This window comes from Methylobacterium ajmalii (assembly GCF_036448855.1).
Taxonomy (GTDB): Bacteria; Pseudomonadota; Alphaproteobacteria; order Rhizobiales; family Beijerinckiaceae; genus Methylobacterium; species Methylobacterium ajmalii.
Genome location: NZ_JAZFXT010000006.1, coordinates 209,831 through 234,637 on the forward strand (window position 1 = coordinate 209,831; position 24,807 = coordinate 234,637).

Genomic DNA, 24,807 nt, shown 5'->3' on the forward strand with positions numbered 1-24,807 from the left:
AGGAAGAAGGCACCGCCCCTCGCGACCGGGGCTTGTGGCGGCTCGCGCCGGGAGGCCCCCTTGTCCGACACCCTCACGCTCTACTACTCGCCGGGCGCCTGCTCGCTCGCGCCCCACATCGCCCTCGAGGAGACCGGTGCGGCCTTCGAGGCGGTGAAGATCGATTTCGCCACGGCCGAGCAGCGCGGCGGCCGCTACCTCGCCGTCAACCAGAAGGGCCGGGTGCCGGCTCTCGCAGAGGGCGACTGGGTGCTGACCGAGAACCCGGCGATCCTGCGCTACATCGCGCGCAAGAATCCCCAGGCGGACCTGTGGCCGGAGGACCTGCGCGAGGAGGCCCGGTGCGCCGAATGGCTGGCCTGGCTGTCCTCCACCATCCACCCCGCCTACGCCCATATCCGCCGGGCCGAGCGCTACGCCACCGACGAGGCGGCGATCGAGGACGTGAAGGCCAAGGGCGTCGAGACCTGCGCCGACCTGTGGACGATGATCGAGGTCGGGCTCTCCCGCGGCGGCTGGGCCGCCGGCGAGCGCTACAGCGTCGCCGATCCCTACCTGCTGGTGTTCTGGACCTGGGGCCGCGGCCGGGTGCTCGGCTACGACATGGCCCGCCAGTTCCCGTACTGGACCGATCACGCCCGCCGCATGGCCGCGCGCCCGGCGGTGCAGCGCGCCTTCGCCCGCGAGGGGCTGCCGCTGCCGGCGTGAGGAGGCCGCGCCGGGTCTCCTACCCCCGGAACGCGCCCTCCCCCGCGAGGTAGTCCCGCTCCGCCGACGTCTCAGGGCGGCCGAGCACCGCGTTGCGGTGGGGAAACCGGCCGAATCGGCGGATGAGGTCGCGGTGCTCGATCGCCGCGGCGAGGTGCACGGGCAGGCCGAGGGCGGCAAAGAGCGCGACGCTGCGCTCCTGCAACCCGGGATCCTCGGCATGGGTCAGCGGCATGTAGAGGAAGATGCGCAAGGCCGGCTCGATCGCCCGGTCGTGGCCGCGGGAGAGGGCCCGCTCTGCCACCGCCAGCGCCGCGGCGTCGGTCGCCCAGGCCCGGGGCGTGCCGCGGAAGAGGTTGCGAGGGAACTGGTCGAGGAGCAGCACCAGGGCGAGCGCGCCCTCCGGCGTCTCCTCCCAGGGCCCGAGCCCGCCGCGCGCCGCCGCCTCGTGCAGCGACCGGTAGGCCCGGCAGGCGTCGTCGAAGGCCGGGTCGGCGGTGAACCAGCGGTCGATTCCGGCCCCGCGCCAGAACTCCACCAGTTCGGCGGGCGTCGCCCGTTGCGTCATGCCGGCCTCCAACGCGGCCGGAACCAGCCCTTCCCGCACGGTGGACGCAGCCGGCCCGGCCGTCCGCGCGCACCGAACTTGGCAGCCATGTGCAGCTTGACGCGCATCGCCTATTCCCTGACGCGAATCACGCCGCTACAAGCCGCCCGTCGCACGGCCGCTCCAGCGCCCGGAGCGTTCGAGATTCTCGCCATCTGCACAAGGGGGAGCCGCCATGCGGGTCTATTACGATCGTGATGCCGACATCAATCTGATCAAGGGCAAGAAGGTCGTCATCGTCGGCTACGGCAGCCAGGGCCACGCCCACGCGCTGAACCTGCGCGATTCCGGCGTCAAGGACGTGGTGATCGCGCTCCGCAAGGGCTCGGCCAGCGCCAAGAAGGCCGAGGCCGAGGGCTTCAAGGTCATGGAAGTGGCCGACGCCGCCAAGGAAGCGGACGTCGTCATGATGCTGACCCCGGACGAGCTGCAGGGCGAGATCTACCGCGACTCGCTCCAGGCCAACATGAAGCAGGGCGCCGCCCTGCTGTTCGCCCACGGCCTCAACGTCCACTTTAACCTGATCGAGCCGCGCGCCGACCTCGACGTGCTGATGGTCGCCCCGAAGGGCCCGGGCCACACCGTGCGCTCGGAGTACCTGCGCGGCGGCGGCGTGCCGACCCTGATCGCCATCGCCCAGGACGCGAGCGGAAACGCCCACGACCTCGGCCTGTCCTACGCCTCGGCCAATGGCGGCGGCCGCGCCGGCATCATCGAGACCACCTTCAAGGAAGAGTGCGAGACCGACCTGTTCGGCGAGCAGGTCGTGCTCTGCGGCGGCCTCGTCGAGCTGATCAAGGCCGGCTTCGAGACCCTGGTCGAGGGCGGCTACGCCCCCGAGATGGCCTATTTCGAGTGCCTCCACGAGGTGAAGCTGATCGTCGACCTCATCTATGAGGGCGGCATCGCCAACATGAACTACTCGATCTCGAACACCGCCGAGTACGGCGAGTACGTGACCGGCCCGCGCATCATCACGCCCGAGACCAAGGCCGAGATGAAGCGGGTGCTGACCGACATCCAGAACGGCACCTTCACCCGCAACTGGATGCTCGAGAACAAGGTCAACCAGACCTCGTTCAAGGCGACCCGCGCCCGCAACGCCGCCCACCCGATCGAGGAGGTCGGCGAGCGCCTCCGCGGCATGATGCCGTGGATCAAGGAGAAGGCCCTGGTCGACAAGGCCAAGAACTAAGAGCCTCTAACAGAACCCGCCCTGGCGCCCGCTAAGTGACTGAAATTGCAGGATCTGAAGCGGTTTAGATAGGTGCTCTAAGTCGCACCGCGCCCCGCGGCCCTTCCCGGGCCGCGGGGCGTCGAGGGCGAGGCCTGGTCCGGATACGAGAAGGGCCGGTTCGACGGATGTCGGACCGGCCCTTCTCGCGTTCGGGACATGGCCGGTGCGGACCGCGCCGGCCCCCTCCGTCAGTGCATCGCCGCCGCAGGCGTCGCGGCCCCCGACTCGGCCGAGAGGTGCGCCTGCGCCGGCCGGCGGCGGGAGAACAGCAGGATCAGGACCGGCAGGATGATCAGGATCAGGACCGGCGCCAGGCTCATGCCGCCGACGACCACCAGGGCGAGCGGCTTCTGGACCTGCGAGCCGACGCCCTGCGAGAAGGCCGCCGGCAGGAGGCCGACGCCGGCGACGACGCAGGTCATCACCACCGGGCGCATCTGGGTATAGCAGGTCTTCAGCATCGCCTCGGCCCGCGCCTCGCCGCGGGCGATGAGTCCGTTGTAGTGGGTGAGCACGATGATGCCGTCCATCACGGCGATGCCCAGGAGCGCGATGAAGCCGATCGCCGCCGAGACCGAGAACGGCGTCTCGGTGACGGCGAGCGCCACCACGCCGCCGGCCACCGCCATCGGGATCACCGAGAGCGCGAGCAGCGTGTCGACGACCGAACCGAAATTGACGAAGAGCAGCACCGCGATCAGCAGGATCGCCAGCGGCACGGTGAGCGAGAGGCGGGCGAGCGCCCCCTGCATGTTGTTGAACTCGCCGACGAGCTCGAGCCGGTAGTCCGGCGGCAGCTTAACCTCCTGCGCCACCCGCTCGCGCGCCTCGATGATCGTGCTGCCGAGGTCGCGGTCGCGCACGCTGAACTTGACCGGCAGGTAGCGCTCCTGGCCCTCGCGGTAGATGTAGGCCGGCCCCGACACCAGCTCGACGTCGGCGACGGCGTTGAGCGGGATCTGGACGTTCGCCCCGCTCTGGGTCTGGCCGGCGATGCGCAGCTCGCGGATGGCCCGCACGCTCTGGCGGTACTGCGAGGCCAGCCGCACGATGATCGGGTAGTGGCGCTCGCTGCCGGTGTCGTAGAGTTCGCCGGCCGAATCGCCGCCGATGGCGGTGCGCACCGTGGTGTTGATGTCGCCCGGCGTCAGGCCGTAGCGGGCGGCCCGGATGCGGTCGACGTTGATCTGCACCGTCGGCTGGCCGAGCGAGGTGAAGACGCCGAGATCGGTGACGCCGGGCACGCGCTTCAAGACCGCCTCGACCTCGCGCGCCACGTCGGTGAGCTTCTGCAGGTCGGGCCCGAACACCTTGAACGAGTTCTCGCCCTTGATGCCCGAGACCGCCTCGGCGACGTTGTCCTGGAGATACTGCGACAGGTTGAACTCGACGCCCGGGAACTCGGTGCGCAGCCGCTCCAGCAGGGCGCCGGTCATCGCGTCCTTCGACATGCCCTCGCGCCACTGCTCGGCGGGCTTCAGAGGCGCGAAGAACTCGCCGTTGAAGAAGCCGGCGGCGTCGGTGCCGTCGTCGGGCCGGCCGTGCTGCGAGACCACGCGCTCGACCTCCGGCACTTCGGCGATCACCCGGCGGATCCGGTTGACGTAGAGGTTGCCCTCCTCCAGCGAGATCGTCGCCGGCATGGTGGCGCGGATCCAGAGGTTGCCCTCTTCCAGCTTGGGCAGGAATTCGAGGCCGAGGTTGCGCCCCTCCACGGCGACGCCGAGGAAGATGAGGCCGGCCAACCCCAGCGTCAGGGTGCGGTGGGCCAAGGCCGCCCGGATCACCGGCCGGTAGAGCCGGTCGAGGGTGCGGACCAGGATCGTCTCGACCTCGTGGATGTGGTCGGGCAGCAGGTAGGCCGAGAGCACCGGCGTGACCGTGAAGGTGGCGATCAGGCCGCCCAGGAGCGCGTAGGCGTAGGTTTGGGCCATCGGCCCGAAGATGTTGCCCTCGACGCCCGACAGCGTGAACAGCGGCAGGAAGCCGGTGACGATGATGATGGCGGCAAAGACGATCGAGCGGCTGACGTCGGAAGAGGCGAGCGCGATCAGCCCGAGCTTTCGCGGCATGCCCTTGGCCCCGGCGAGCCCCGGCGCCAGCGGCGGCCCGTGGCCCGAGAGGCGGCGGAAGATCGCCTCGACCATGATGACCGTGCCGTCGACGATCAGGCCGAAATCGAGCGCGCCGACCGACAGCAGGTTGGCGGATTCGCCCCGCACCACCAGGATGATGACGGCGAAGAACAGCGCGAAGGGAATCGTCGCGACGACGATGAGCGCGCTCCTCAGGTTGCCGAGAAACAGCCACTGCACCACCAGGATCAGCAGGATGCCGACCATCATGTTGTGCAGCACGGTGTGGGTGGTGACGGCGATGAGGTCGGCGCGGTCGTAGATCCGCTCGATCCTGACGCCCGGCGGCAGGATGCCGGCGGCCTCGATCTTCGCCACCTCGGCCTTCACCGCCTCGATCGACGGGGTCGAGCGCTCGCCCCGGCGCATCAGCACGATGCCCTGGACGATGTCGTCGTCCTCGTTCATGCCGGCGATGCCGAGCCGCGGCTGGTGGCCGATGGTGATGGTGGCGACGTCCTTCACCAGCACCGGCGCGCCGCCCGATTGCGACAGCACCGTCTCGCCGATGTCGTCGACCGAGCGGATCAGGCCGACGCCGCGCACCACCGCCGACTGGCTCCCGAGCGTGATGCGGTTGCCGCCGACGTTGAGGTTGCTGTCGTTGAGGGTCTTGACCACGCCCGACAGGGTGAGCCCGTGGGCCATCAGCCGGTCGAGGTCGACGCCGATCTCGAAGGTCTTGGTCTTGCCGCCCCAGCCGATCACGTCGATGACGCCCGGCACGGCGCGGAAGCGCTTGCGCAGCACCCAGTCCTGCAGCGTCTTCAGGTCGAGGACGCTGTAGCCGTCCGGCGCGACGAGCTTGTAGCGGAAGATCTCGCCGATCGGGCTCACCGGCGAGATCGTCGGCTTGGCGCCGTTCGGCAGGGTGTCGAGCTGGGCGAGGCGATTGAGCACCTGCTGCTCGGCCTCGCGGTAGCTGTTGGCGAAGCCGAATTGCAGTTTCACGTCGGACAGGCCGTAGAGCGAGACGGTGCGGACCTGCTTGAGGTCGGGCAGCCCCGAGGTGATGACCTCGATCGGCACCGTGATGTAGCGCTCGATCTCCTCGCCCGAGAGGCCCGGCGCCTGGGTGATGACGTTCACCATCGGCGGCGTCGGGTCGGGATAGGCCTCGATGTTGAGGCTCTGGAACGCCGCGAGCCCGCCGAGCATCAGGGCCACGAAGGCCAGGACGACGAGGGCGCGCTGGCGCAGGGCGAGGCCGACGATGCCGGTCATGGCCGTTTATCCGGGTATGCGGGATCGATGAGGTGGGGGCGCGTCAGCTCTGGGTCGACATCCGGTCGATGAAGAGCGAGCCGCGGGAGATCACCCGCTCGCCTTCCCGCAGCCCGTCGAGGATCTCGACGGTGGAGCCCTCGACGATGCCGGCCCGGACCGGCCGGTTCTCGACCGAGTTGTCGGCCCGCAGCACCCAGACGCTGGCCTTGTTGCCCTCGAGGATCACCGCGGCGCGGGGCACGGCGTGGGACAGGTTCTCGCGCTCGTTGATGATGCGGACGCTGGCGTACATTTCCGGCTTGAGCAGGCCGTCCTTGTTGCCGATCTCGGCCCGCACGGTGATGCGCCGCGTCGCCGGATCGACGGAAGTGCCGATGAAGTTGATCCGGCCCTCGAAGGTCTTGTCGGGGTGGGCCGGCACCTGGAAGGTGATCTTCTCGCCGATCTCGACCTTGGCGGCGTCGGCCTCGCGCAGCTGCGCGATGAGCCAGACCTTCGACAGATCGCCGATGATGTACGACGGCTCGCCGCTCGACCCGACATACTGGCCCGGGCCGATCTTGCGCTGGATGATGGTGCCGCTGAGCGGCGCGTTGATCGGGGTGTCGGGGTTGATCGCCGAGCCCTTCGAGAGGGCCGCCATCTCCTCGTCGCGAAGCCCGAGGATGCGAAGGCGGTTGCGCACCGCCTCGAGCCCGACCTCGGCGGTGCGGTTGTCGTTGGTGGCCGACGTGAGGTCGTTCTGGGCGACCTGCAGCTCGCGCAGGGTCGTGGTGCGGGTCTCGTAGAGGTCGCGCTGCCTCTTCTCGGCGGCCTGCGCGAAGGTGAGCTGCGAGCGGCTCTTGTTCAGCACGTTGAGGGCGGCGAGGTAGTCGTTCTGCGCCTGGACCATCTCGTTGGCCTGGACCGAGAACAGCGGCTGGCCGCGCTTCACCTGCTCGCCGGTGCGGGCGAAGATCGCGATGACGCGGCCGGGATAGGGCGAGAAGACCGGCGTCGCCTGGTACTCGTCGACCCCGATCTTGCCCTCGGTGGCGATCTCCTCGAAGAACTGGCGCTTGACCACCGGCTCGCTCGACACCGTGGCGAGCTGCGAGGCCGTGAGGGTGAAGGCCCTGCCGGCCTGCGGCCTCGCCGGCACGTCCGCGAAGGCCACGATCGGCTCCTGGCGGTGCGCCGGGCGCAGGTACGGGTAGGCGAAGACCGCGCCGGCGGCCGCCACGGCCAGGACCACGACTTGGGTGCTCAGTCTCAGCGTCCGGGCCATGGGCGTCACACTCTTCGTCGGCGGGCGCAGTGCTTTGGCGCGACGGAGATGACCGATCCGCAACGCGCGGGCAACATCTAGCCACTTTCGCTGACGCAAGCGTGAATGAAAGTCGCGCCCGGACAGTTCCGGGCCAGCTGTGCCGCCCGCGATACACTCGGCCGCACGGGATCGACCATCCTGGATTGGCCGGCGGCGCGCCTCTCACACGTCCTGGGTGAGCAGGGCCGCGACCCGGGCCGCCAGGTCGGCGGAGGGGAACGGTTTTTCCAGCACCGAGAAATCCGCCGGGATGCGGGCCGCCTCGGCGTGGCCGGTGACGAGCAGGAACGGCAGGGCCGGCCAGTGCGTCCGCACCGCCTCGGCGAGGTCGAGGCCGCTCATGCCCGGCATCGCCAGGTCGGCGACCACGAGGTCGAACGGCTCGGCCGCGAGGCGCTCCAGGGCCGCCTCGCCGCTCGGCACCTCGGCCTCGTCGTAGCCGAAGCCGTTGAGGAACGACGCGGTGACGTGGCGGACCTGGGGGTCGTCGTCGACCACCAGGACGCGGGCCCGGCGCGGCGCCGGCGCCGGCGCGGCGCCCGCGGCCTGCACCGGCTCGACCGCCTCGTGGGAGCGCGGCAGGTAGAGCAGCACCGTGGTGCCGTGGCCGACCTCGCTGTCGATGCGGATCGTGCCGCCGGATTGCTGCACGAGGCCGAACACCATGGCGAGGCCGAGGCCCGTGCCCTGACCGACGCCCTTGGTGGTGAAGAACGGCTCGAACACCCGGCCGAGGATCTCGGGCGGAATGCCGGTGCCGGTGTCGCGGATCGCGATCACCGCGTAGTCGCCGGGTTTCAGGTTCGGATCGGCGCTCGCCCGCACCACTTCGTTGCGGGTCGAGAGCGCGACGACGCCACCCTCCGGCATCGCGTCGCGGCCGTTGATGCAGAGGTTGAGGATCGCGAGCTCGAGCTGGTCGGGATCGACGCGGGCCGGCCACACGTCGTCGTCGAGGGCGCGCTCGACCTGCACGAAGCCCCCCAGGCTGCGCCCGAGCAGGTCGTCCATGCCGCGGATCACCGCGTTGAGGTCGACCACGCGGGCCTGGAGGTCGCGGCGGTGGCTGAAGGTGAGGAGGCGCTTGGTCAGCGCCGCGCCGCGCTGCGCCGCCTGGGTGGCGTTGGTCATCAGCCGCGACAGCCGGGCATCCCCCGCCACCTTCGGCAGGGCGAGCTCGAGGCTGCCGAGGATCGCGGTCAGCAGGTTGTTGAAGTCGTGCGCGACGCCGCCCGCCAGGGTTCCGAGCGCCTGCATCTTGTCGGCCTGGCGCAGGCGCATCTCGAGCAGGCGCTGCTCGGTGACGTCGCGCTCGATCACCGCGAGGTTGACCACCGCGCCGGCCGCGTCGCGGATCGGCACCCGGGTGACCTGGCTCCAGGTCTGGGCCGCCTCGGGACCGCTCGCCACCATCGTCTCGGTCGGCGCGCCGGAGGCGATCGCCGCCAAATCGGCAGCGACCGCGGCCTCGGCGGCCTCGCTCCCGGGGCCGGCGACCTCCGCCTCGCGGCGGCCGAGGCACGCCTCGGACGAGGGCGCGCCGAGGCGGGTCGCCATGCGGGCGTTGAGCCGCAGGAAGCGGCCTTGCGCGTCCTTGAAGGCGATGGCGTCGCCCGAATGGTCGAGGAGGCCGCGCAGCAGCGCCCGCTCGGTGGCGAGCTCGCGGGCGAGGCGGTGGCGCTCGTGGGCGGCCCGCACGGCGTTGCGCAGCAGCGAGGGATCCCAGGGCTTGGTGACGTAGCCGGTGATGCCGCCGCGGTTGAGTGCCGAGACCACCGCCGAGATGTCGGCGTAGCCCGTGAGCAGGATCGCCTGCGCGTCCGAGATCTCGCGCGCCTGCGCCAGCAGGGCGTCGCCGGTCAGGCCCGGCATGCGCTGGTCGGACAGGATGACGTCGATGTCGGGCTCGGCCGCGATCATCTCCAGGGCCTCGGCCGGCCGGCTGGTGGTGAGCACCCGGTACTCGTCCTCGAGCAGATCCTCGAGGGCCACCAAGATGTCGGGTTCGTCGTCGACCGCCAGGATCGTCCCGCGCAAGGTCGGCTTCGTCGCGTTGGTCGTCATGCCCACGCTCATGCGGCCCGCCTCGGAATGCTGATCACGAAGCAGGCCCCTCCATCCGGCGCCGATTCCACGGAGATCTGTCCGCTATGCGCCTGCACGACGCTGTATGCAATGGCGAGGCCGAGGCCGGTGCCGGAACCGACGGGCTTCGTCGTGAAGAACGGCTCGAAGATCCGTTCGCGCAGCGCCTCCGGCACGCCCGGGCCGGTGTCGCAGATCCGGATCACGTCGTGCTCGTCGCGGATCGCGGTCTCGATCGTGATCGCGCCGTCGCCGGGGATCGCGTCGGCGGCGTTGCCGAGGATGTTCATGACCACCTGGTTGAGCAGGGCCGGCGAGCACCGGATCTCGGGCGCGCCGGCGAGGTGCTTGTGCACGGCGATGCGTGTGCCGAGCTTGTGCTGGATCAGCGCCAGCACGTTCTCGATCGCGTCCGGCACGTTGACGGTCTGCATCTCGCCCTCGTCGAGGCGCGAGAACTTGCGCAGGTTGACGACGAGGTCCTGGATCCGGGCGAGCCCGAGCCGCATCGCACCGACCCGGTCGCGGGCCTTGTCGAGGGGGCGGCGGGAGGGATCGCCCTCCGGCATCGTCGCCGCCACCTCGCCGATCAGCCGCTCGACCGTGCCCTGGTGGGCGAGGATGAAGGCGAGCGGGTTGTTGATCTCGTGGGCGATGCCGGCGACCAACTCGCCGAGCGAGGCCATCTTCGCCGCCTGGACGAGCTTGGCCTGGGTGTCCTTCAGGCGGTGGTTGGCCTGTTCGAGGTCGTGGTTGGCCTGCGCCAGCGCGCCGGCGAGCGCCGCCTTGGCCTCGGCGGCGGCCGCCTCGGCCTTGGCGCGCTCGGCGGCGAGCGCGTGGCGGCGCACCTCCTCGGCGACCCGCCGGTCGTCCTCCTCCAGGAGCTTGCGGCGCACCAGGGTGCGCACCCGGATCGCCAGGAGGTCGGCATCCGCGCCCTTCGGGCCGGTTCCGTCCCGGCCCGCCAGATCCCTTCCGCCGACATCCTTGGCGACCACGTCGTCGGCCCCGGCCGAGAACGCCTCGACCAGGAGGTCCTTGCTGGAGGCCGCCGCCGAGCCGATGCCGACGAGGGAGAAGCCCGGCGCCCCCGCCCCCGTCGCGGCGCCCCGCAGGGCGTCGATCCGGCGGCAGAGCGCGATGGCGTCGAAGCTGGTGCCCAGGAGGTCGACCGTGACGCAGTCGAAGCCCTCGCCGGGGGCCTGCAACGCCGCCATCGCCTGGTCGGGCCCGTCGGCGGCCACCACCTCGTGCCCCTCCTGCGCCAGGAGGGCGGAGAGGTACGCCCGAAAGGTAGCGCTGCCATCGACGACCAGGATGCGGGCGCGGCGGAAATTCGCCGCCCGGGCCGGCTCGCCCGCCGGCACCGCGGCGCGCTCGCGCAGCAGCGCGCGGATGCGCAGCAGCAGGAGGTCGCGGTCGGCGGATTTCGGCACGTAGGCGTCGGCGCCGCTCTCGAGCCCCTGGCGCTCGATGTCGCGGCCGCTCGCCTCGGTCAGCATCAGCACGGGCGTCGCCCGGGTGCGCATGGCGAGGCGCATCTGCCTGGTCAGCTCGTCGCCGTTCATTCCGGGCAGGTGGTAATCAGCGACGACGAGGTCGGGCAGGCCGTGGTTCATCGCCTCGAGGGCGGCCTCGGCGGTGGCGTGGCGCGTCACCGCGAAGCCGTTGCGCTCCAGGAAGAGGCGCAGCTGCAGGGCCTGGGTCTCGGAATCCTCGACCAGGAGGATGCGGGTCGCAGGCGCCGGGGGGCGCTCCGGCCCGGGAGCCCCTTGTGGGGAAACCTCCGGCCGAGAGACCCCTCGCGCGTCGGGCTGCGGCCCGGGCTGCGCGGCCGTCACGGCGCGAGACCCGGCTGCAGCGCCCGCAGGATCCGCGGGGCGATCAGGTCGAGGGGCAGCACGTGGCCGGCCGCCCGCAGGCGCACCGCCGCCGCCGGCATGCCGTAGACGACCGCCGAGCTCTCGTGCTCGGCGATGGTGGCGGCCCCCGCGACGTGCATGTCGAGGAGGCCGGCGGCACCGTCCTCGCCCATGCCGGTGAGGAGCACGCCGAGGCCCCGCGGCCCGGCGGCCCGCGCGACCGAGCGGAACAGCACGGTCGCCGAGGGACGCTGGCCGCCGACCGGCGGCTCGTCGACCAGGGCGAGGAGCCCGCCGGGCCCGAGGGTGAGGTGGCGGTCGCCCGGCGCCACGTAGACGTGGCCCCCTTGAGGCCGCACGCCCTCGCGGCCGATGACGACGGTGAGCGGCACGACGCCGTTCAGCCAGTCGGCGAAACCCTCCATGAAGGCCGCGCCCATGTGCTGGACGAGGAGCACCGGCAAGGCAAAATCCGCCGGGAGGGCGCCGAGCAGCTTGGCGAAGGCCGGCGGCCCGCCGGTCGAGGCCGCCACCGCCAGCACGCTCGGGGCCTGGGTGGCGGGAATCGTCCCGCGGAACTCCTCCCGGGGCGCGTCGGAGCGAGCCAGGCGCTCGGCGCCGATCGGCCGGCGCCGGATCACCGGCACCTGGCTCATGATGCGCAGCTGGGTGCAGATCTGGTCGGCGATCGCCTCGTAAGCGCGGTGGCCGGTGCCGACCGGCTTCTCGACCACGCTGAGCGCGCCGGCCCGCAGGGCGTTCATCGAGATCTTGAGCGAGGAATCCTCGATCGCGTCGGCGACGACGACGATTGGGGTCGGGCGCTCGGCCATGATCCGCCGGGTGGTCTCCAGCCCGTCGATGCCCGGCAGGCGGATGTCCATCGAGATCACGTCGGGCTGGACCCGGTGGATCTCGCGCAGGGCCTCCTCGCCGGAATCGACCGCGGCGACGAGGGCGAGGCGGGGATCGCGGCTGACGATGTGGGCGAGGAGCTGGCGCACCACCAGCGAATCCTCCACCAGCATGACGCGGACGGGGGTGCTCACAGCAGCTGACCGATCGTGTCGAGAAGCTCGCGCTGGTCGAACTTCTGCTTGGTGATGTAGGCGTCGGCCCCGAGATCGAGGCCCCGGCGGATGTCGGCGGGATCGCCGCGGGAGGTCATCAGGATCACCGGCAGCCGCGTCAAGCCCGGATCGGCCTTGACCGCCTGGAGCAGGCCGAACCCGTCGAGGCGCGGCATCTCGACGTCGGCGACCACGAGGTCGACGTCGCCGCCGTCCCGGCGCAGGCGGTCGAGGGCGTCCTGCCCGTCGACGCAGACGAAGACCCGGTAGCCATGCGCCTCCAGGATGCTCTTCTCGAGGGTGCGGGTGGTGATCGAATCGTCGACGACGAGCACGGTGCGGACCCGCGCCTTGCGGCGCTCCGGCGCCGCGACCGGCGCCGCCACCAGGCCGCCGGCCCGGGCGCGGACGCACAGGCCCTCGGGGTCGAGCACCAGGGCGGGGGTCTCGTCGGCGAGCATCACGGTGCCGGACATCAGCGCGGGATCGCCGCCGAGCGGCGGGGCCGGCCCGACGAGGAGCACCCGCACGTCGAGCAGCCGGTCGACCGCGACGGCGCAGAGCGAGGCGCCGCAGCGCAGCAGCACGGCGCGGACCACGCCGTCATGGAGAGGAAGGGGAGCGACACCGGAACCGAGGAGAGACGCGAGGGGAACGAGCGGCACGACAACGTCCCGCCCCCCCTGGTTGATCCTCGCCGCCGGCTCTCCCGCCACGGACGCGAGGTCGCGGCCGGAAAGCCGCAGGAGCTGCGCGACGGCGCCGCTCGGCAGGCCGAAGGTCTGCGGCGGCGCCCCGGGGCTCAGCGCCGCCTCGACCAGCAGCACCGGCTGGCGCGCGGCGGAGAGCGGCACCGCGATCACGACCTCGGCGCCGTGGGGCGCGGCCGCCCGCAAGGTCGCGCGGCCGCGCAGCGCCCGGGCGGCCTCCGCCACCACAGACAGGCCCATGCCGCGCCCGGCGATCCGGTCGACGGCGGGGGCGGTGGAGAAGCCCGGCGCGAAGACGAGGTCGAGGATCTCGTCGGGGGTGGGCTCGGCCCCCGGCGGGACCAGCCCCTGGCGCCGGCCGGTCTCGAGGATGCGGGCGAGGTCGGGCCCCCGGCCGTCGTCCCGGATCGTCACGACGAGCTGGCTGCCCTTCGAGGCGACCGACAGGGTGACGCCGAGCGCCTCCGGCTTGCCGGCGGCGCGGCGCGCCGGCTCGGGCTCCGCCCCGTGGCTGATGGTGTTGCGCAGCGCGTGCAGGACCGGGTCCTTGAGGGCCTGGAGCAGGCCGCGATCGACTTGGAGGTCGAGGCCGTGGAGGCGCACCTCGACGGCGAGGCCGGCCTCGCGGGCGATCTCCCGCACCATCCGGCCGTAGCCGCCGAACACCGTCTCGGCCGGGACGAGGAGCAGGCGGTCGGAATCGTCGCGCAGGCGCCGGAGCGCGCCGTCGACCACGCCGGTGCTGCGGCTCTGCACCCGGGCAAGGCCCGAGATGCCGCGGATCACGCCGCGCAGGTCGCCGTCGAGGCGGCGCACCCGATCGACGAAGCCGTCGAGGGCGGCGCCTGCCGGATCGCCGGCCTCGCGCAGGCGGCGGGCGAGCGCCACCATCTCGCCGGTGCGGCCCTGCACCGTGTCGACGCTGCGGCGCAGGGTCCGGGCACCGGATTCGAGCCCCGCCACCGCGGCCGCGACGGTCTCCTGGCCCTGGAGCGCCGCGTTCAGGTCGTGCACCGCCTTCGACAGGGCCTCGACCTGGTCGCTGGCGATGCGCAGGTAGGCGACGGCCCCGTCCTGCGGGGGGGATGTCTGGATGGTCGTCTGGGCGGTCGTCTGGGGAGCTGCCGGCGCCGCCGGCTCGGGCGCCTGCTCCGTCGCCGCCGCGGGGTCTGCCGCCCCGGGGATCGGCGCGCCGGACAGGCAGGTGTCGAGGGCCGCGATGGCGTCCGCCGGCGCCTCCGGCTCGGGCGTCTCGGCGAGGCCCGCCACCAGGCCCTCGATGCGGTCGAGGGCGAGGTCGACCACGCCGGCGGTGGCCCGGTCGAGGCCGTGGCGACCCTGCACCACCCGGTCGAACAGGGCCTCGAGCCGGTGGGCGACCTCCTCCACCGCCGGCAGGTCCACGGCCCGGGCGGCGCCCTTCAGGCTGTGGGCGCGGCGAAACACGTCGTTCCAGTCCGCGGGCCGGCCGGTCTCGGCCGCGGCGAGGGCGACCCGGATCGCCGCGATGTGCTCGCGGTGCTCGGCGTCGAAGGCCGCGAGGAGGAGCTGGCGGATGTCGTCCATCGGCGCGGGCCGGGTTCCTCGGGTGGGCGCGTCAGAGCCGGTAACGCTCGGCGAGCGCCAGGAGGGCGCTGGCGAGTTCGCTCAGGTTGGCGGCCGCGGCCTCGACCTGGCGGGTGCCGGCGGCGGTCTGCTGGCTCGCCTGGCGGATGTTCTGGAGCGCGCCCATCACCTGCTCGATGCCGAGCTGCTGCTGGTTGGTCGAGGCGACGATCTGCTGGAAGGTCTGCACGCTCTCCTGCACCCGGGCGGTGATCTCCTCGATCGTCGCGTGGGTGGTGTCGGTGCGCTCCTTGCCCACCGCCACGCGCTTGACCGCCTCCTCCGTCAGCATCACCGAGGCGTTGATGCCGCGCTGGATGTCGCCGAGGATCGCCCGCACCTGGCCGGTCGCCTCCTTGGCCTGGTCGGCGAGCGCCTTCATCTCGGAGGCCACCACCGCGAAGCTGCGCCCGCTCTCGCCGGCCGCCGCCGCCTCGATGGCGGCGTTGAGCGCGAGCAGATGCGTGCGCTCCGAGACGTCGTTGACGGTGGCGATGATCTCGCCGATGGCCTGCGTCTTCTCGCTCAGCGCCACGATGTTCTCGGCCACCGCCTCGCTCTGCTCGCGGATCGCATCCATGGCGCGCGCCGTCTCGTCGACGGCGCGAAGCCCTGCGCTCGACGTCTGAGCCGTCGCCTGGGCGGTGGCGATGACCTCCTGGGCCCGCTTGCCGATCTGGGCGCCCGCATGGGTGATCTCGTCGACGGTGGCGGCGGTCTCCTGCACGGCGGCGAACTGCTCCTCGACGCTCGCCGCCTGCTCCTGGGCCGAGGCGCGGATCTCGGCCGCCGCCGCGTTGAGGTTCGAGGTCGAGGCGCGGTTCTGGCTGGCGAGCTGGCGCAGGCCCTCGACCATCTGGTTGAGGACGCCTCCCAAGCGCCCGAGCTCGTCGCGGCTGGTCTCGGCGATGCGCCCGGTGAGGTCGCCGCTCCCGACCTTGCCGACGAAGGCCATCACCGCGTCGAGGGGCTGGACCACCGAGCGGCGGATCAGCACCGTGATGACGAGGGCCATGACGACGCAGACGGCGAGCGCCACCAGGGTCGAGAGCCGGCTCTCCTCGTAGATCGCCCCGACCCGGCGCTGCCCGGCGGTGATCGCCCCGTCGAGGGCGTCGCGGGCATTGCCCATGGTGCGCACGAAGTTGTCGCCCGACTGGTCGAGGGCGGTCTCGGCCGCCTGGATGCCCGGCACGTCGTTGGCGTTGAGCGCCTCGAACTGGCGCTCGGTGGCGGTGCGGGTGGTACGCAATTCGGCGCCGGCCGCGACCAGCAATTCGGCGATGCGCTGCCAGGCGGCGGCGCGGTCGGCCGAGAGCGACTGGGCCCGGTAGTCGTTGGCGGTGGTGATCGCGCCGGCGAGCGCGGTCTCGGCATTCGCCGCGTTGCGGCGCCAGGTCACCGTCGGCTCCTCCTTGGCCGTCGGCTCGCGGCCGAGCGCGCGAAGGTAGTAGCGGGTGGTCGCCTCGTCGCGCAGGTCGCTCATCCGGCGCTGCGCCTCGCGGATGTTCTCGAGCTGGTGCATCACCGTCAGGTCGCGGGTGACGATGATGTCGGTGGCGTTGCGCACCTCGCCGATCTGCCCGACCGCGTAGACGCCGAGCGCCACGATCACCAGGACGACGGCGGAGAAGCCGAGGAGGATGCGGTTCCCGATCGAGAGCGACACGCGGGCTTCCCTGTGGTTGGAATGGCGGGCGGGGTCAGGCCGGCCGGGACGGGCCGGCGGCGAGGAGCGGCGCCAGCAGGGCCGATACGTCGATCACGGCGAACCCCGCGTCGGTTTTGTCCGATTCCCGACGGGAGCCCGTCGGTGCGGCGTCGACATAGCCCGCCACCGCCCGCCTGCCCAGCCCTTCGGCCTCGACCACCGCGTCGGTCACCGCCAGCACCCGCTCGACCCTGAGGCCGATGCGCGGGCCGTCGCGGCGCAGGACGACGACGTGGCCGCCGGCCGCCTCCGGGCGACCGCCGGCCGGCTGGCCCAGCGCCGTCGCGAGATCGAGAACGCTGACGAGGAGGCCGCCCCGTCCGGTGAGGCCGATCAGCGCCGCGGGCGCCCCCGGCACCGGGGTGCAGGGCCGGAACGGAAACACCTCGGCGACGGCCTCGAGCGGCAGGCCGACCCGCTCGGTGCCGGCGCGGCAGAGCAGCAGCGCCCGGGTCGGGCGCGCCGCCGCCGCCGCGACGCGGGCCGCGAGGGCGCGGGTGCGGGCGTCCAGGATCGCGTCGATCCGGGCGGCGTCGAGGTCGGCCTCGCCGGGCAGGGCCGGGCCGGCGGCGGCGTTCTGCGGCATCAGGCGGCCTCGTCGCCGAGGAGCGGCCGGGCGGCGCCCGACAGCTCGGCGGCGGTGAGCCCGTCGCCCTCCGGCAGGGCCGCGTCGGCGGGCAGGGACGCGGCGAGCCGCAGGGCGTTGGCCAGCGCGCGGCGGCCGGCCTCGGTGCGGCCGGCGGCGACGAGGGTCAGCCCGAGATGGTAGTGCGCCATGACGAAGCCCTTATCGAGGTAGAGCGCGCCGCGAAAGGCGCGTTCCGCCTCGTCCGGCCGGGCCCGGGCGCGGGCGAGCAGACCTTCGTAGTAGCGCAGGCGCGGATCGGTCGGGGCCTCGGCCAGAGCCGCCCGGCAGGCCCGCCAGCTCGCCTCGAGGTCGCCGGCATCGGCGAGCGCCCGCACGGCGGCGAGGGGCCCTCCCTCGGCGGGCGGCACGGGTGGCGGGACGGCGAGGGGCGCGCGGAGCCGGATCGGCGCAGCCCCGACCTCCCGGGCGGCCGACTCCGGCGGCAGCAGCGGCGCCCAGGCCGCCTCCGGGCCCGGGACCGTATCCGGGACCGGGTCCAGACGGGCCGGCGGCGGCAGGTCCGGCACCGCGCCCTCCCCCGGACGCCGGTAGGCGGCGGTGCCCGGGAGCGCGACCGCCTCCAGGAACTCCGCGAAGGCCGGGTTCGGCTCGGCATGGCCGAGGAGCAGCCAGCCGCCGGGCCGCAGGCGCTGCGCCAGGGCCCGCACCAGGGCCTGCACCACGTCCGGATGGAAGTAGATCAGGACGTTGCGGCACAGGATGAGGTCGTAGTCGGTGAGCGCCAGGGAGGCGGTACCGTCGAGCAGGCTCATCAGGTTCTGCGGCTCGAACCGGGCGAGGCCCCGGTATTCCGGCCGCAGCGCGAAGGTGCCCTCCCGCGGCCCGGGCCGGAAGTAGCGCTCGCGCTCCTCTGGCCCGAGGGTGCGCAGGGCCCAGGCGCCGTAGACGGCGCGGCGCGCCACCGCCAGCACGTCGCGGTTGATGTCGGTGCCGGTGAGCCCGATGCGCCAGTCGGGCAGGCGCTCGCCGAGGAGCTCGCGCAGCACGATCGCGACCGAGTGGGTCTCCGGCCCGGTCGAGCAGCCCGCGCTCCAGATCCGCAGGCGCCGCTCGTCGCTGCGCGCCGCGATGCGCTCGGGCAGGATCGTGCCGCGCAGGGCCGCGAACTGCTCGGCGTAGCGGAAGAAGAACGTCTCCCCGATGGTGATCTCGGATTCGAGGGCCGCCCATTCGGCCTCGGATTCCTCCAGCAGCGCGAGGTAGCCGGCGGGATCGGGCACGCCCCGGACGCGCATGCGCCGGCCGACCCGTTCCCACAGGAGGTCGTCCTTGTCGGCGTAGTAATGGTGACCGGTGCGGGCGACGAGGCGCGATTTCAGCGCCGCGAAGGCCGGGTCGGCGGTCGGGGCCGGCCCCGGGATCGGCCGTGCGGTCGGCATGATCCGGCTCAGGCCGCCCACTCGGCGAGGCGCGCCTGCGCCTCCCGGGTCTGCGCCGTCAGGCGGTCGCGCTCCTCGGCGAGCAGGATACGGTCGACCGAGAGGCCGTGGACCAGCCGGTCGCCGATCCGCATCTCGGCGGCGACGCAGCCGTTCAGCGTCGCCCCGTCGGCTACCGGCCGGACCCGCTCGGGCTCGACCCGGACGAAGTCGGCGACGCGGTCGACCATCAGGGCCAGGGGCGAATCGCCGTGGAGCAGCACCAGGTGGCGGTAGAGCGCCTGGCGGGCGGTGACCGGCCGGCCGAGGCCGAACAACGCCGCGAGGTCGAGGACCGGCACCGCGGCGCCCGCGAGGTTGAGGAAGCCGGCGAGCGTCGGGGGAGCACCCGGCGGGCGCCACAGGCGCGGCAGGGGCAGGATCTCCCGCACCGCCCGGCGCGGCAGGGCGCATTCCGTCCCGGCGACATCGACCAGAAGGTAGGCCGTTCCGGTCGTCATCCCGTCCCCCTCGGGCGGACCACACCGCCGCCGCGTCACATAGGGGAGCCCGGCGCGGTTTCCAAACCGCGCGGGCGCCCCTGCCGGCCGGCGCCGGGAATGGCGCGCCGCAGGGCCACGGGGCACCGGCGCTTCGCGGCCGGCGCCCGCATCATTTTCGTCGCCGAGCCGGTGACCCTTGAGGCGAATGATGCTTAAGAGGCGCCCGCCCGGACCGGGGCGGGAGCGGTGGCGTCGTGATCGAGATCAGGCAGGTCGGCCATGCCTTCGGGGAGCGCACCGTCCTGCGCGACCTCACCCTCGACCTGTCGGAGCGGCGCATCGCGGTGGTGGGGGCCAACGGCAGCGGCAAGAGCACCTTCGCGCGCCTGCTCAACGGCCTCCTGGTGCCGAACAGCGGCACCGTGCGGGTCGACGGGCTCGACACGCGCCGCGACGGCAAGGCGGTGCGCCGCAAGGTCGGCTTCGTGTTCCAGAACCCCGACAACCAGATCGTGCTGCCGGTGGTCGCGGAAGACCTCGCCTTCGGGCTGAAGAACCTCGGGCTGCCGAAGGACGAGATCGGCCGGCGCGTCGACGAGGCCCTCGACCGCTACGACCTGCGGCCCTTGCGCGACCACCCGGCCCACCTCCTCAGCGGCGGGCAGAAGCAGCTCCTGGCGATTGCCGGCGTGCTGGCGATGGCGCCCGAGGCGATCGTGTTCGACGAGCCGACGACGCTGCTCGACCTGCGCAACAAGCGCCGGATCGCGCAGGCCATCGACGCCCTGCCGCAGCGCGCGATCGTGGTCTCGCACGACCTCGCCTTCCTGGAGCATTTCGACCGGGTGCTGGTGTTCGAGGACGGCCGGGTCGCGATCGACGACCGCCCCGCGGTCGCCCTGCCGGCCTACGTCGCGATGATGTCGTGACCCCGTACGTCCCGGGGGATAGCCCGGTCCATCGCTGCCCGCCGGGGCGCAAGATCCTCCTGCTCGTCGGTGCCGGCAGCGTGCTGTTCGCATGGCCGCGGCTCGACCTCGCGCTCGCGGCGCTCGGTCTGGCGGGTCTGCTCTACGGGGTGGCCGGCATCCCGGTCCGCCTCGTCCTTGACCAACTGCGCCCGCTCGCCTGGATCCTCGCCGTCCTCGTCCTCGTCCAGGTCGCCCTCGACGGCTGGCTCGCCGGGCTTCTGATGGCGGCCCGCCTCGCCGCGCTCATGCTGCTCGCCGGCCTCGTGACCCTGACGACCCGCAGCGCCGACCTCATCGAGGTGCTGCAACGCGGCCTCGCCTGGCTGAGGTTTGTCGGGGTCAACCCCGCCAAGGTCGGTCTCGCCATCGCGCTGACCCTGCGGTTCATTCCGGTGCTGGCCGCCATCGCCGCGGAGGTGCGCGAGGCGCAGCGCGCGCGCGGCCTGGAGCGCAGCCTCGTGGCGCTGACCGTCCCGGTCGTGGTGCGGATGCTGAAGATGAGCGACGACATCGCGGCGGCGATCGATGCGCGCTCCTACGACCCGGACGGAACCGACGGCCGGCCCCCCTCCCCTCGAACGAGGCTCTCCAAGGACCCCCATGTCGACCCGTGACATCGTCTTCGTCGCGCTCTTCGCCGCCCTCACGGCCGCGCTCGGTCTGTTCCCGCCCGTGACGCTTCCGGTCGTCGGCGTGCCGATCACCGCGCAGTCGATGGGGGTGATGCTCGCCGGCGCCCTGGCCGGCGCGGTGCGCGGCGGAGCGGCGCTCGCCCTGTTCGTCGTCCTGGTCTGCGCCGGGCTGCCGCTGATGGCGGGCGGGCGCGGCGGGCTCGGCATCGTCATGGGGCCGGGCGGCGGCTTCGTGCTGATGTGGCCGGTCGCCGCCTTCGTGATCGGCTACCTGTACGAGCGCGCCCTGGGCACGCTGACGGTCTGGAAGGAAGTCCTGATCCTCGTGCTCGGCGGCGTCGTGCTCACCTACGCGGTCGGCATCCCGTGGATCGCCGCGGTGGCGCGGGTCGACCTCGCCAAGGCGGCGCTCGGCTCGGCCTGGTTCCTGCCGGGCGACGCCGCGAAGGTGGTGCTCGTCGTGCTGATCGCGCGGGCCGTGCGGCGGGCCTATCCGACGCTCCGGGCCCGCTAGACCCGGACTTTCCGCCGTTGCCGAAACCGGTTGACCCTGCGAGTCGAGGCGCGTAGGGTCCCCGCCACTCTCTCAACGGCAGGCTTTCTCACAGCATGCGTGCGGTCCTTATTGTAGCGGAAGCGCCACCGACGGGACGGGCTTAACACAGCCCGGCATCCCAAGGGTGGCGCGTGCAAGGGTCCTTCGGGGCCCTTTTTTGTTGCGTAAAACGGACCCGAGAGCGCGGACGAGACCAAGGAACGGGAGCGCGACGATGAGTGCGGGCGAGGTCATGACGGGCGCCGAGATGGTGATCCGGGCGTTTCAGGATCAGGGGGTCGACACCCTGTTCGGCTATCCGGGCGGCGCGGTGCTGCCGATCTACGACGCGCTCTTCCACCAGGAATCCGTGAAGCACATCCTGGTCCGCCACGAGCAGGGCGCGGTCCACGCGGCCGAGGGCTATGCCCGCTCGTCCGGCAAGGTCGGCTGCGTGCTCGTCACCTCGGGGCCGGGCGCCACCAACATCGTCACCGGTCTCACCGATGCGCTGCTCGATTCGATCCCGCTCGTCTGCATCACCGGCCAGGTGCCGACCCACCTGATCGGCTCCGATGCGTTCCAGGAATGCGACACGGTCGGCATCACCCGCAGCTGCACCAAGCACAACTACCTGGTCAAATCGATCGAGGACCTGCCGCGGATCCTGCACGAGGCGTTCTACGTCGCCTCGCACGGCCGGCCCGGCCCGGTGGTCGTCGACCTGCCGAAGGACATCCAGTTCGCGAGCGGCGTCTACCGCCGCCCGGTCGACAACAGCCACAAGACCTACAACCCGCAGACGCAGGGCGACCCGGAGAAGATCCGCGCCGCCGTGGCGCTGATGGCGGGGGCGCGCCGGCCGGTCTTCTATACCGGCGGCGGCGTCATCAACGCGGGGCCCGAGGCCTCGCAGCTGCTGCGCGAGCTCGCCCGCGCCACCGGCTTTCCGGTCACCTCGACGCTGATGGGCTTAGGCGCCTTCCCGGGCTCGGACCCGCAGTTCCTCGGCATGCTCGGCATGCACGGAACCTACGAGGCCAACCTGGCGATGCACGAATGCGACGTCATGATCTGCATCGGCGCGCGCTTCGACGACCGCATCACCGGCCGGCTCGACGCCTTCTCGCCGTTCTCCAAGAAGATCCACGTCGACATCGACGCCTCCTCGATCAACAAGACCGTCAAGGCCGATATCGGCATCGTCGGTGATTGCGGCTCGGTGCTCTCCGACATGCTGCGCGAGTGGCGCGCGATCACGCCGGAGCCCGATCAGGGCCGCCTGACCGAGTGGCTGTCGAAGATCCGCGGCTGGAAGGCGCGGGAATGCCTCGGCTACTGGCCGTCGGGCACCACCATCAAGCCGCAATACGCGGTCCAGCGCCTCTACGAGGCGACCAAGGACCGCGAGACCTACGTCACCACGGAGGTCGGCCAGCACCAGATGTGGGCGGCGCAGTACTACAAGTTCGACGAGCCGAACCGCTGGATGACCTCGGGGGGCCTCGGCACCATGGGCTACGGCCTGCCGGCGGCGATCGGCGCCCAGCTGGCGCATCGCGGCGCGCTGGTGATCGACATCGCCGGCGAGGCCTCGATCCAGATGAACATCCAGGAGATGTCGACCGCCGTGCAGTACCGCCTGCCGGTCAAGATCTTCATCCTGAACAACGAGTACATGGGCATGGTGCGCCAGTGGCAGCAATTGCTGCACGGCTCGCGCTACTCGGAGAGCTATTCCGAGAGCCTGCCCGACTTCGTCAAGCTGGCCGAGGCCTACGGCGCCAAAGGCATCCGCTGCTCCGATCCCGGCAGCCTGGACGCGGCAATCGCCGAGATGCTGGACTACGACGGCCCGGTGATCTTCGACTGCATCGTCGACAAGACCGAGAACTGCTTCCCGATGATCCCGTCGGGCAAGGCGCACAACGAGATGCTTCTCTCGGACTACCTCGGCGAGACCGGGGCGGATCTGGGCGACGTCATCTCGGACGAAGGCAAGATGCTGGTCTGATCGGGCGAGGGTTTAAGGACGATGAACGCCATGAACACCCACTACCCCGATCCGGTCCGCGTCGAGCCGGTGAACCGCCACACCCTGGCGGTCATCGTCGACAACGAGCCCGGCGTGCTCGCGCGCATCGCCGGCCTGTTCTCGGGCCGCGGCTACAACATCGAGAGCCTGACGGTCTCGGAGACCGAGCACGCCCGGCACATCTCGCGCATCACCATCGTGACGGCCGGCACCAACGCGGTGATCGATCAGATCAAGGCGCAGCTCGACCGGCTGGTGCCGGTGCACCGGGTGGTCGACCTGACGCTCCAGGGCGACTCGCTCGAGCGGGAGCTGGCACTGGTGAAGGTCGCCGGCAAAGGCGACCACCGGGTCGAGGCGATGCGGCTCGCCGCCGCCTTCGGCGCCCGCACCCTCGACGCGACGCTGAACTCGTTCGTGTTCGAGCTGACCGGCTCGACCGAGGAGATCGACCGCTTCGTCAAGCTGATGGCGTCGGTGGGGCTGGTCGAGGTCTCGCGCACCGGCATCGCCGCCATGGGGCGCGGCGCGGAGGCGATGTAAGCGCTACTCGGCGGGCGGGGCTTTGGTTTGCCCCGCCTTGCCGTACTGGCGCTCGAAGCGGTGAACGGCGTACCAGGCGCCCGCGATGCTCGTGACCGAGATGAACAGGGCAAAGCCCAGCATCAAGAGGGTGGCGTCCCAGGGCATCGTCACTCCTCCCGGCGCAGAAATCGGATCACGACGTGACCGACACAATGTAAGGCGAGGGAGGTCGCGATCCAAGAGAGGTGCGATCGATCCAAGGCAACATTCGGGCTGCTGACCATCGGTACGATGATGGCCGCGCCGGCGACGGCGATGGCCATGGCGTTCACGTATGCAGCAGTCAGCTTCAGGTGCTCGTTCAGGCGCTTCGCCACGTGCTTGCGACGGGCAGCGATTTCCGCCGCATCGGGCGCTGCCTTGGTCACGCGGGCTGCCTCATCGGTTCATGACCCAACGTAACCGATCGCGTCTCCGCCGTCGATATCCGTCTCCAAGCATAAAAATGCCTCCCCGATAGACGGAGAGGCAAACGACGCTTTCGTTCTTCAGCGTCATCAGAAGGGAGGATGGTGTTCCAAGCCGGGACCGGCTCAAGCGCCGGCCCCGAAATCCTCGCCTTAGCGCGCGCCCTTGCCGTCCCCGTCGCGCATCGCGCCGGTCGGCTCCTGGACGTGGGCCTCGAGGAACCACAGCTGCTTGTCGACGGCGCGGGAGACCTCGGTGAACAGGTCGGCGGTGCCGGCATCGCCCGCCTCGTCGGTCTGGTCGATGTTCTCGCGCACGGCGTTGGCGTAGGCCGCGTAGCGATCGATCAGGGCCGAGAGGTGGTCGGCGATGGCGTAGACGTCGGTCGGATAGGGAGCGAGCTTCGAGGAGGCGGCGACCACCGAGGCGGTGCCGAGCGCGGTGGCACCGAGCTGCACGGCCCGCTCCGCGACCTTGTCGTTGAGGTCGTCGATCTCGGTGCGGAACCCGTCGAGCATCTCGTGGATGCCGATGAATTGCGGGCCCTTCAGGTTCCAGTGCGCCTGCTTGATGTTGAGCGCCAGGTCGATGCCGTCGGCGAGGCGCGCGTTCAGGGTCTCGATCGAGACGCGCTTGGCGTTCGAGTCGGTGTCGTTGCGGGTACGGTGCTGGCGCGGCTCGCCGGCCTTGCCCTTGGAATCCGCCATGTCGGTTACTCCGTAGATTTCCCGCAACAACGAGGCCGGGGAGCGGCCGTTCCGATGCTGCGGCGAGGTTTCGTGTCCCATCCCGGCCTTTTCGAGCTGGCCGGGCGGACGGCCCCGAAACGGGTCCGTCCTTTGAAAAAAAGTTAGGGCGGGGTATC

General features: G+C 71.8%; 21 protein-coding genes. 7 read left to right on the forward strand and 14 right to left on the reverse strand.

Annotated elements, in window-relative coordinates; all coding sequences use genetic code 11:
- The first annotated feature begins 60 nt into the window (after nucleotides 1-60).
- Complete coding sequence (locus V3T34_RS02635; RefSeq protein WP_305079011.1) at nucleotides 61-708, forward strand: glutathione S-transferase family protein; 648 nt, start codon at nucleotides 61-63, stop codon at nucleotides 706-708.
- Nucleotides 709-727: 19 nt separating this feature from the next.
- Here V3T34_RS02635 and V3T34_RS02640 read toward each other — a convergent pair whose 3' ends face one another.
- On the reverse strand, nucleotides 728-1,276 hold the full coding sequence (locus tag V3T34_RS02640) for a DUF924 family protein (protein WP_305079010.1): 549 nt from the start codon (nucleotides 1,274-1,276) through the stop codon (nucleotides 728-730).
- 214 nt (nucleotides 1,277-1,490) lie between these two features.
- On the opposite strand from V3T34_RS02640, the gene ilvC reads away from it, so the two are divergent.
- Nucleotides 1,491-2,510, forward strand: coding sequence for a ketol-acid reductoisomerase (gene ilvC, locus V3T34_RS02645; RefSeq protein ID WP_305079009.1), 1,020 nt, complete (start codon nucleotides 1,491-1,493; stop codon nucleotides 2,508-2,510).
- A gap of 230 nt (nucleotides 2,511-2,740) precedes the next feature.
- Here the strand turns inward: ilvC and V3T34_RS02650 are convergent, their stop codons facing one another.
- The 10 genes from V3T34_RS02650 to V3T34_RS02695 form a co-directional block, all read right to left on the reverse strand.
- The gene (locus V3T34_RS02650) at nucleotides 2,741-5,911 is read right to left on the reverse strand and encodes an efflux RND transporter permease subunit (RefSeq protein ID WP_331369094.1); all 3,171 of its coding nucleotides are present in this window, start codon (nucleotides 5,909-5,911) and stop codon (nucleotides 2,741-2,743) included.
- Between the two features lie 43 nt (nucleotides 5,912-5,954).
- Entirely contained in the window at nucleotides 5,955-7,181 is a 1,227-nt protein-coding gene (locus tag V3T34_RS02655) for an efflux RND transporter periplasmic adaptor subunit (protein ID WP_060849003.1), read from the reverse strand.
- 204 nt (nucleotides 7,182-7,385) lie between these two features.
- A complete protein-coding gene (locus tag V3T34_RS02660; protein WP_060849004.1) occupies nucleotides 7,386-9,299 on the reverse strand; it encodes a response regulator in 1,914 nt (637 codons plus the stop codon).
- A complete protein-coding gene (locus V3T34_RS02665; RefSeq protein ID WP_331369095.1) occupies nucleotides 9,296-11,038 on the reverse strand; it encodes a response regulator in 1,743 nt (580 codons plus the stop codon). Before V3T34_RS02665 ends, V3T34_RS02660 begins: the two co-directional genes overlap by 4 nt.
- A 107-nt stretch (nucleotides 11,039-11,145) precedes the next feature.
- Complete coding sequence (gene cheB / locus V3T34_RS02670; RefSeq protein WP_305079013.1) at nucleotides 11,146-12,198, reverse strand: chemotaxis-specific protein-glutamate methyltransferase CheB; 1,053 nt, start codon at nucleotides 12,196-12,198, stop codon at nucleotides 11,146-11,148.
- 17 nt (nucleotides 12,199-12,215) lie between these two features.
- On the reverse strand, nucleotides 12,216-14,516 hold the full coding sequence (locus tag V3T34_RS02675; RefSeq protein ID WP_305079007.1) for a hybrid sensor histidine kinase/response regulator: 2,301 nt from the start codon (nucleotides 14,514-14,516) through the stop codon (nucleotides 12,216-12,218).
- Nucleotides 14,517-14,547: 31 nt separating this feature from the next.
- Nucleotides 14,548-16,224 carry a methyl-accepting chemotaxis protein gene (locus V3T34_RS02680; protein WP_060849006.1) on the reverse strand — a complete coding sequence of 559 codons (1,677 nt, stop codon included), beginning with the start codon at nucleotides 16,222-16,224 and terminating at the stop codon, nucleotides 14,548-14,550.
- Nucleotides 16,225-16,258: 34 nt separating this feature from the next.
- Nucleotides 16,259-16,852 (reverse strand): chemotaxis protein CheW, encoded by a 594-nt coding sequence (locus tag V3T34_RS02685; RefSeq protein WP_305079005.1) that lies wholly within the window; start codon nucleotides 16,850-16,852, stop codon nucleotides 16,259-16,261.
- On the reverse strand, nucleotides 16,852-18,294 hold the full coding sequence (locus V3T34_RS02690) for a CheR family methyltransferase (RefSeq protein WP_305079004.1): 1,443 nt from the start codon (nucleotides 18,292-18,294) through the stop codon (nucleotides 16,852-16,854). Before V3T34_RS02690 ends, V3T34_RS02685 begins: the two co-directional genes overlap by 1 nt.
- 8 nt (nucleotides 18,295-18,302) lie before the next feature.
- The gene (locus V3T34_RS02695; protein WP_305079003.1) at nucleotides 18,303-18,794 is read right to left on the reverse strand and encodes a chemotaxis protein CheW; all 492 of its coding nucleotides are present in this window, start codon (nucleotides 18,792-18,794) and stop codon (nucleotides 18,303-18,305) included.
- Nucleotides 18,795-19,030: 236 nt separating this feature from the next.
- On the opposite strand from V3T34_RS02695, the gene V3T34_RS02700 reads away from it, so the two are divergent.
- The 5 genes from V3T34_RS02700 to ilvN all read left to right on the forward strand — a co-directional run bounded on the left by V3T34_RS02700 (nucleotide 19,031) and on the right by ilvN (nucleotide 23,492).
- A complete protein-coding gene (locus V3T34_RS02700; protein WP_091888185.1) occupies nucleotides 19,031-19,705 on the forward strand; it encodes an energy-coupling factor ABC transporter ATP-binding protein in 675 nt (224 codons plus the stop codon).
- Nucleotides 19,702-20,361 carry an energy-coupling factor transporter transmembrane component T family protein gene (locus V3T34_RS02705; RefSeq protein WP_305079002.1) on the forward strand — a complete coding sequence of 220 codons (660 nt, stop codon included), beginning with the start codon at nucleotides 19,702-19,704 and terminating at the stop codon, nucleotides 20,359-20,361. The genes V3T34_RS02700 and V3T34_RS02705 overlap by 4 nt, the downstream gene beginning before the upstream one ends.
- On the forward strand, nucleotides 20,348-20,893 hold the full coding sequence (locus tag V3T34_RS02710; RefSeq protein WP_305079001.1) for a biotin transporter BioY: 546 nt from the start codon (nucleotides 20,348-20,350) through the stop codon (nucleotides 20,891-20,893). The genes V3T34_RS02705 and V3T34_RS02710 overlap by 14 nt, the downstream gene beginning before the upstream one ends.
- Before the next feature lie 256 nt (nucleotides 20,894-21,149).
- Nucleotides 21,150-22,928: an acetolactate synthase 3 large subunit gene (locus V3T34_RS02715; RefSeq protein WP_288581971.1), complete on the forward strand. Its 1,779-nt coding sequence runs from the start codon at nucleotides 21,150-21,152 to the stop codon at nucleotides 22,926-22,928.
- A gap of 21 nt (nucleotides 22,929-22,949) precedes the next feature.
- Nucleotides 22,950-23,492 (forward strand): acetolactate synthase small subunit, encoded by a 543-nt coding sequence (gene ilvN / locus V3T34_RS02720; protein ID WP_305079000.1) that lies wholly within the window; start codon nucleotides 22,950-22,952, stop codon nucleotides 23,490-23,492.
- Nucleotides 23,493-23,495: 3 nt separating this feature from the next.
- Here ilvN and V3T34_RS02725 read toward each other — a convergent pair whose 3' ends face one another.
- The 3 genes from V3T34_RS02725 to dps form a co-directional block, all read right to left on the reverse strand.
- Entirely contained in the window at nucleotides 23,496-23,639 is a 144-nt protein-coding gene (locus V3T34_RS02725; RefSeq protein WP_305078999.1) for a hypothetical protein, read from the reverse strand.
- Between the two features lie 2 nt (nucleotides 23,640-23,641).
- Nucleotides 23,642-23,902, reverse strand: coding sequence for a hypothetical protein (locus V3T34_RS02730; protein ID WP_305078998.1), 261 nt, complete (start codon nucleotides 23,900-23,902; stop codon nucleotides 23,642-23,644).
- Nucleotides 23,903-24,094: 192 nt separating this feature from the next.
- Nucleotides 24,095-24,649 (reverse strand): DNA starvation/stationary phase protection protein Dps, encoded by a 555-nt coding sequence (dps, locus tag V3T34_RS02735; protein ID WP_060849014.1) that lies wholly within the window; start codon nucleotides 24,647-24,649, stop codon nucleotides 24,095-24,097.
- Nucleotides 24,650-24,807: the final 158 nt, after the last annotated feature.

What these genes read in the sequence shown, in the direction of transcription:
- V3T34_RS02640 (WP_305079010.1), bottom strand. Translation starts at nt 1,276, where the DNA reads ATGACGCAACGGGCGACGCCCGCCGAACTGGTGGAGTTCTGGCGCGGG.
- ilvC (WP_305079009.1), top strand. Translation starts at nt 1,491, where the DNA reads ATGCGGGTCTATTACGATCGTGATGCCGACATCAATCTGATCAAGGGC.
- V3T34_RS02650 (WP_331369094.1), bottom strand. Translation starts at nt 5,911, where the DNA reads ATGACCGGCATCGTCGGCCTCGCCCTGCGCCAGCGCGCCCTCGTCGTC.
- V3T34_RS02655 (WP_060849003.1), bottom strand. Translation starts at nt 7,181, where the DNA reads ATGGCCCGGACGCTGAGACTGAGCACCCAAGTCGTGGTCCTGGCCGTG.
- V3T34_RS02660 (WP_060849004.1), bottom strand. Translation starts at nt 9,299, where the DNA reads ATGAGCGTGGGCATGACGACCAACGCGACGAAGCCGACCTTGCGCGGG.
- cheB (WP_305079013.1), bottom strand. Translation starts at nt 12,198, where the DNA reads ATGCTGGTGGAGGATTCGCTGGTGGTGCGCCAGCTCCTCGCCCACATC.
- V3T34_RS02675 (WP_305079007.1), bottom strand. Translation starts at nt 14,516, where the DNA reads ATGGACGACATCCGCCAGCTCCTCCTCGCGGCCTTCGACGCCGAGCAC.
- V3T34_RS02685 (WP_305079005.1), bottom strand. Translation starts at nt 16,852, where the DNA reads ATGCCGCAGAACGCCGCCGCCGGCCCGGCCCTGCCCGGCGAGGCCGAC.
- V3T34_RS02690 (WP_305079004.1), bottom strand. Translation starts at nt 18,294, where the DNA reads ATGCCGACCGCACGGCCGATCCCGGGGCCGGCCCCGACCGCCGACCCG.
- V3T34_RS02695 (WP_305079003.1), bottom strand. Translation starts at nt 18,794, where the DNA reads ATGACGACCGGAACGGCCTACCTTCTGGTCGATGTCGCCGGGACGGAA.
- V3T34_RS02710 (WP_305079001.1), top strand. Translation starts at nt 20,348, where the DNA reads ATGTCGACCCGTGACATCGTCTTCGTCGCGCTCTTCGCCGCCCTCACG.
- V3T34_RS02715 (WP_288581971.1), top strand. Translation starts at nt 21,150, where the DNA reads ATGAGTGCGGGCGAGGTCATGACGGGCGCCGAGATGGTGATCCGGGCG.
- ilvN (WP_305079000.1), top strand. Translation starts at nt 22,950, where the DNA reads ATGAACGCCATGAACACCCACTACCCCGATCCGGTCCGCGTCGAGCCG.
- V3T34_RS02725 (WP_305078999.1), bottom strand. Translation starts at nt 23,639, where the DNA reads ATGCCCTGGGACGCCACCCTCTTGATGCTGGGCTTTGCCCTGTTCATC.
- dps (WP_060849014.1), bottom strand. Translation starts at nt 24,649, where the DNA reads ATGGCGGATTCCAAGGGCAAGGCCGGCGAGCCGCGCCAGCACCGTACC.